Source organism: Azospirillum sp. B4, assembly GCF_000333275.1.
Classification (GTDB): domain Bacteria; phylum Pseudomonadota; class Alphaproteobacteria; order Azospirillales; family Azospirillaceae; genus Nitrospirillum.
The window spans coordinates 1-2,005 of sequence record NZ_BACU01000193.1; the positions used below are offsets into that span (position 1 = coordinate 1).

Here is a 2,005-nt window from a genome sequence, read left to right on the forward strand (position 1 = left end):
ACCTGGGCTGCCGCGCCGTCTTCCTGGCCTTGGAATCCGGCGGCCATCCCTTTGACGAGGCTTGCTCCGGCCTGTGGTGGCGCCTGCGCAACCGGCTGACCGCCGGCCTTTCGGGCCAGACCCCGCCCCTACCCGCCGCCTGCCTGGCCGCCACCATAGAGTTGCGTGGCCGGCGTGACGTGGACGATGTCCAGGCGGCCGGCGACGCCGACGCCCTGATGCGCATCCTGACCCGCCGGGGCCTGCTGGCGGGTGAGGCGGGGCCGGTGCCGGCGCCCAGCTGCCAGGCGACACCGCTGGCCGGGGTGGACCGCGTCCGCGCCCCCGTGGCCGGCGTGGTGCTCTACACCGTGGCCCTGGGCGACACCGTCGCCATCGGCCAGACGGTGGCGGAGGTGATGGATCCGGTCACCGGCGCCCGCCACCCGGCCCGCGCCCGCACCCCCGGCATCGTCTGGGCCCGGGCCGAACAGCGCTACACTGCCGCCGGCGCCGTCATCACCAGCATCGCCGGCGACCGCCCCCTGGCCGAAGAAGGCAGCGGCCTGCTGACGGCGCGCTGAGAAGGGCCGGGCTCAATCCTCCGCCCAGCATTCCACCTTGCCGGGCAGACCGGTGAAGCGCGCTTTGCCGGCGGTGAGAGTGACCTCCACCTCATAGTCGATGACGCTGGGATCATCCCTTACGCGGGGATCGGTTTCCGCCCCGGCGTAAACCACATCACAATTCGGCTGACGCGTGTCAGGCGCCATAAATGCCGCCTGCTTGACGGCCTCCCAGCAGGAAGCGTTCCGGGCGTATAAGGAACAAGGCGTCCGAAAGGCACGCCGATAGCGCAAGACAATGCCATCATCCTTGATCTTCAGGCTGTGGATGGACCTGACACCAACCTGGGCGTCATCATAAAACAGCACCTTCCCCGTATTGCCATCGACGATGGCGAAGGCGTTGCCGACGGGATCGCCATCGTCCGCGCTAAAGAACAGGTAATTACCTTTAGCGGCAGCGAAATAGCCGCTCCAGTCTTCAACCTCCCGCTCATCTTCTATTTTAAACCTACAGGCTGGCAGTCCGGCGTGGCTTCGCTTGACGATGGCCAGGCTGATCGAGCCTTTGCCACCATCGCCAATCTCCTTGACCATGAAGTCCCGGTAGTAAGTGCATGTGATGGTGAGTTCACCCTTCTTCCACTCGACATTTTTGACCGGCTTATCGAAGAACGCCCGTTGTTTCGCTTCCGTCAGCACGGGAAGGGCACAGAAAACCAACGCCATGGCCAAACATAACCAGCGCATCTTCATCACCCCCTTCATTTCCTGCAATTATGAAGAGCAATCACAATGGATTTCAATCGCCGCTGATAATGGCCCCCTGCCTAGGGACGCGGGCGGCCCTTGCCCCTGGGCGTGGTTCCATTGGAAAGTGGGGACGGGAGAAGACCCGTCGCGTCAGTGGCGGGACTGAGTCAACGCGGGGATATCATGGCGCGGGGAATTCGGGCGGCCTTGGCGGCCGTCATGCTGGCTGGGCTGATGGCGGTGCTGCCGGACACGGCCGGGGCCACGGGCTGGTTCACGGGACGCAACGTCACGGTGAGCCAGCCGGCCGACGACACTGTCATCGCGATTGGCCGCAACATCCAGTTGGAGACCACGGTGGCCGGCAGCGCCATCCTGGTGGGTTCCGCCGCCACGGTCAGCGGCACGGTGGCCGACAGCCTGATCGTGCTGTCGGGCAGCACCAGCCTGTCGGGCCAGGTGGGCGGCGACGTGGTGCTGGTGGCCGGCAGCATCGACATGCAGGAAGGCTCCGTCGTATCCGGCGACGCCACCCTGCTGGGCGGCGAGGTGACCATGAAGGGCATGGTGGCCGGCGACGTGGCGGTGAAGGGCGGCGAGCTGAACCTGGCCGGCACGGTCATGGGCGACGTCGACGCCAGTTCCGGCAAGCTGACCCTGCTGCCCGGCGCCCACATCATGGGCGACGTCACCTTCAGCGGGAAACC

At 66.1% G+C, this 2,005-nt stretch carries 3 protein-coding genes; 2 read left to right on the forward strand and 1 reads right to left on the reverse strand.

The genetic code is table 11. The annotated features are described in order from the left end of the window. Positions 1-563: succinylglutamate desuccinylase/aspartoacylase family protein (locus tag I55_RS08670; protein ID WP_044560122.1), on the forward strand; the 563-nt coding region annotated here is incomplete at its 5' end. 12 nt (positions 564-575) lie between these two features. Here I55_RS08670 and I55_RS08675 read toward each other — a convergent pair. After that, positions 576-1,301, reverse strand: coding sequence for a hypothetical protein (locus I55_RS08675; protein WP_148293633.1), 726 nt, complete (start codon positions 1,299-1,301; stop codon positions 576-578). 180 nt (positions 1,302-1,481) lie between these two features. Here I55_RS08675 and I55_RS08680 point away from each other — a divergent pair. After that, the coding region (locus I55_RS08680; protein ID WP_148293634.1) for a polymer-forming cytoskeletal protein at positions 1,482-2,005 on the forward strand (524 nt) is incomplete at its 3' end.